The 4,024-nt window shown below is 63.5% G+C and carries 5 protein-coding genes; 3 read left to right on the top strand and 2 right to left on the bottom strand.

Translation table 11 applies throughout. From position 1 onward, the window contains the following. Positions 1–75: 75 nt before the first annotated feature. On the bottom strand, positions 76–1,098 hold the full coding sequence (locus tag AUL36_RS22910) for a DMT family transporter (protein ID WP_244497206.1): 1,023 nt from the start codon (positions 1,096–1,098) through the stop codon (positions 76–78). Between the two features lie 196 nt (positions 1,099–1,294). On the opposite strand from AUL36_RS22910, the gene AUL36_RS22905 reads away from it, so the two are divergent. Continuing rightward, positions 1,295–1,762 (top strand): DUF1203 domain-containing protein, encoded by a 468-nt coding sequence (locus AUL36_RS22905; protein ID WP_062224570.1) that lies wholly within the window; start codon positions 1,295–1,297, stop codon positions 1,760–1,762. A gap of 76 nt (positions 1,763–1,838) precedes the next feature. On the opposite strand, the gene AUL36_RS22900 is transcribed toward AUL36_RS22905, so the two are convergent. After that, complete coding sequence (locus AUL36_RS22900) at positions 1,839–2,723, bottom strand: LysR substrate-binding domain-containing protein (protein ID WP_062224568.1); 885 nt, start codon at positions 2,721–2,723, stop codon at positions 1,839–1,841. A 180-nt stretch (positions 2,724–2,903) separates the two neighbouring features. On the opposite strand from AUL36_RS22900, the gene AUL36_RS22895 reads away from it, so the two are divergent. Beyond that, positions 2,904–3,209, top strand: a complete 306-nt coding sequence (locus AUL36_RS22895) for a tautomerase family protein (RefSeq protein ID WP_308418395.1) — start codon at positions 2,904–2,906, stop codon at positions 3,207–3,209. 211 nt (positions 3,210–3,420) lie between these two features. Then, complete coding sequence (locus tag AUL36_RS24100; protein ID WP_156418553.1) at positions 3,421–3,870, top strand: hypothetical protein; 450 nt, start codon at positions 3,421–3,423, stop codon at positions 3,868–3,870. The last annotated feature ends 154 nt before the right edge of the window (positions 3,871–4,024 follow it).

The following is a 4,024-nucleotide window of genomic DNA, read 5'->3' as shown; positions in this document are numbered from 1 at the left end:
GGCGACGGTCCGCTTCTGATCGTTGAGGGAAGGAAGCGGACCTACATCCCTAGGGTTTCGGTCTCGCGCTGAGCATCAGATGTCTCGACCCTGATAGACTGCCGGGTCGCTTTGGGTTGCGCTCACATTCGTTGCATCGGTGGTAGAGCCCGTTTCGGCCCGGAGCCTCGCCATGATGCGTCCGTCGATCGCCGCGAGCCCCAGCCCGATGCAGGCCATCCCCGCGAAGTGCTTCGCTTGCAGCGTTTCCCCAAGCACCAGCGAGCCCAGAACGACCGCGCTGACGGGGATCAGGAACGTGACTAGGAGGAGGTTGGTCGCCCCGGCGGACGCCAGGAGCCGGAAGTAGAGGACATAGGCCAGGGCCGTCGAGAGGGCGGCGATGCCGAGCATGGCCGCCCAGGTCGTCGGATGCGGCATGGGGAGCGTCCACGGCTGGTCGGCGACGAGGACCACGGGAAGAAGCATGATCGCAGACGCGCTCACCTGTCCCGTCGCGGTTGCCAAGGCTGGAACCCCCATGCGCTTGAAGCGGCGACCGTAGATGCCGGCGAAGGCGTAGGAGACGGCGGCGCCCAGCACGGCGAGTTGCGCCAGGACGTTGGTCCCGAACGTGTCCAGAACGGCAGGACCGATCATCACGACGACGCCGACGAGGCCGAAGAGAACGCCTGCCAGGCGGCCACCGGTCATCTTCTCGTCGGCGGTGAGGCCATGCGCCACGACGACGGTGAAGAGCGGCGTGGTCGCGTTCAGGATCGACGCCAGCCCGGACGCGATATGCGTCTGCCCCCAGACGATGAGACAGAAGGGCACGACGTTGTTCAGGAAGCCCATGCCGAAGAAGGCCAACCAGACGGACCGGTTCTTCGGCATAGCCAAGCCGATCGCCTTCAGGACGACGAGTAGGATCGCGGCGGCCAGCGCAACCCGGAGGAAGACGATCGTCAGGGGCGGAAGCTCCCGAATGGCTACGCCGGTGAAGAAGAACGAGCCGCCCCACAGGACCGAGAGTGCGACGAGCAGTCCCCATTCGAGCGGCGTCATGGTGCGGTGGACACTGACCGAGGGCGACGGATGGTTTTCTGACTGTCTCATGTACCGGTGGCTCCTGAACAACGCGAGAACGCTAGAAAAGCGCGGTTCCGGGAGCCACCCGATTTCCTGCGGAGAGGCTGCGTACGAGTACGGCGCTGCAACCCTGCCGTCGTCGTCGGGCACCGGTGTGGGAAAACGGGTGGCCCTGCGTCGTTCCATTCCAACAAATGGTTCCGTCACTCGAAGGAGCTTGCCGTTGACCTATCGCATCACCGGGCTGTCGCCCGATCCCTTCCGCCATCTCTACGGCCTCGACGAAGCCGATCTCGGCATTCACGGCGCGATCCGGATGAGGGTCGACGAGAGCCCCGGCTTCCCCGATCGGATCACGCTTCGCGAGATCCCCGTCGGCGAGAACGCCCTTCTGCTGAACCACGTCTCGTTGGATGCTCGCTCGCCGTACCGAGCCACCCACGCGATCTTCGTTTGGGAGGGCGCGACGGATCGGTACGACGAGGTCGGTCGTGTGCCGGAGGTGCTGCGCCGCCGCCTGCTCTCGCTGCGTGCGTTCGACGCCGCGGGCATGATGCAGGTGGCCGATGTTGTCGAGGGCACAGAAATCGAATCGGTTGTCGAGCGTATGTTCGCGAATGCCGCTGTCCATACGATCCACGCCCACAACGCCAAGCAAGGCTGTTTCGCGGCGCGGATACACCGAACGTGAGACGGCATCCCGGCGACGTGCGAACGTCCGCTTCCAGCGGGCTTGTCAAGTGTTGGTCAACGTCTCGGAAGGGTCGTCAGGAGCCCTCCATTCCGCTCTCGGCCTCGACGGCATCGAGGAGCAGATCCACGAATGTATCCGCGATAGGTGTCCTCGTCGGCGACCGGTGAAGCACCAGCGTGAGCGATCCAAGATCGGGAAGGAGCGCATCGGAATGGAGATCGCATAGATCGGATGGGATCGCGTCCACGGTCCGCGCCGTAACGCCGAGCCCCGCCCGGACGGCGGCCCAGACTCCGAGAAGGCTCGAGGTCGAGAACGCATGGCGCCATGGTCGACCCGCCGCGTCGAGCGCCTCCGTCGCACGGTGCTGGAAAGCGCAGGGAGATTCGAAGGCGACGAGCGGGAGCGGCTCGCCATCCACGATGCGGTGGTCTGAGGCCGCGATCCAAGCGAGCCGCCGTTCACCCACGACTTGGCCGTCCGGGTTGCCCATTGCTCCCCAGGTCAGGGCGAGATCTAGCGCGTCGGCGCCGACGGCATCGGCCATCGCGGCGCCCCGGTCGACCCGGGCCTCGATGCGGACCTTCGGATGAGCACGCTGGAAGCGGGCCAACAGCGAAGGCAGCCACGTCTCGGCGAAGTCTTGAGGGACGCCGACGCGCACCCAGCCCTCGAGCTTCGCCAACCCGCCGAGAGCAAGCCTCGCCTCGTCGTTGAGATCAAGGATACGCCGGGCGTAGCCCATCAGCGTCTCGCCCGCCTCCGTCAGGACGAGGCCGCGACCCTGCTTGCGCACGAGTGGCTGCCCGATCTGCTCCTCGAGCTTGCGTAGGTGGAGGCTGACGGCGGACGGGGAGCGCCCGAGCCGGTCGGCAGCCTTGGCGAAGCTGCCGAGATCGGTGCCGATGACGAAGGTCCGAAGCACATCCATGTCGAGGTTGACGAGTCCGGCCACCATTCAGTTTTGCTCGATCTTTGGTTTGAAATTACGCGATAGTCACAACGATCGTGGAGCGGCATGATCGTCCCGTCAATCAGATCGGGAGCAACCGTCATGCCCTTCGTTCATATCCGAATTGCCGGTGCTAAACTCGGACCGGAACAGGTCGAGGTCCTCCAAAAGGGGGCGACAGAGCTCATGGCAAGCGTCATGCGCAAGAAGGCCGAACTGACGGCCGTCCTCGTCGAGACGCACGACACGACGCGCTGGAGCATCGGTGGTCAGCCGGTCTCATGCGCTGCCCATCTCGACGTGAAGGTCACGGCGGGAACTAACAGCGCTGACGAGAAGGCTGAGTTCGTTCGACAGGCGCATGACCTGCTTAGGAGCGCGTTCGGCGCCAGTCTGCCGCTCGCAACTTATGTCGTGGTCAACGAGGTGACAGCCGATGCTTGGGGCTATGGAGGACTGACGCAGGAGGCTAGACGGACAGCGGCGGCCTGATCAGTGGCTCGACCTTGGCGACCCGATCGCGAATGTCCGGTTCGGGAACGATTAGAACCGCTTGAGGGTGGCTTTGAAGGGTCGATAGCGGATGGACCGCTTTCGAGCGTATGCTTCTCTGCCGCCATAGACCGGACGGGGTGGTTTGCGGACGTTCCGCTCTACGATCCGCGTACTGGAAATCTGCCGTAACACATGCAACCATCCAACCATGAAGCATGACCAACTCTGTGCGATCGGTCATAACATCGCGGACTCGTTGGCGAGCGGCCAATCCTTCGTCATTGGCTACCATCCGGTGGACGTTTTCGGTGAAGCAGCATCCAGCGAAGATGGCCTGATCGAGATTGACTTCCTTCGCGGTCGGATCGTTCAAGGCCGTGCCTCGCCCAACCTACGCTCTGCCGTGCTGGGGTTTGCAAAGGCTTTCCCCGCCTTCTGCCAACGGAACGCAGCAAAAAGCACCGATTTCAGAGAATTGTCGGGCACTTTCGGAGCGGGGCGCTCCATCCCATGGGTCAAGGTCTACGTGACCGATCGGAATGGTCGACGCTCATCAACGAACTACGAGGGTATTCCCTTAAAGCGTATCTGGTCTCTCGATCCCCTTGGACGCCGAAGACGTGTTCCCCGCCAGTTCGATCGTTCGGGGGGCGAATGACCGGTTTCGGAACTCCGTTGCCTTCGATCATTCGTCACTGATGGGTCGATAGCGGATGGACCGCTTTCGAGCGTCCGCTTTCTTGGCGGTCTGAGACTGAACGGGGTGGAAACCGGTCAGGCAGCTTTCGGCTGTCAGGGCTACTTAGCTGCGG

The sequence above is a fragment of the Aureimonas sp. D3 genome (assembly GCF_001463805.1).
In the GTDB taxonomy this organism is placed as follows: Bacteria; Pseudomonadota; Alphaproteobacteria; order Rhizobiales; family Rhizobiaceae; genus Aureimonas; species Aureimonas ureilytica_A.
The sequence above is the reverse complement of the archived record's forward strand: the minus strand, read 5'-3'. Positions and strand labels throughout refer to the sequence as shown.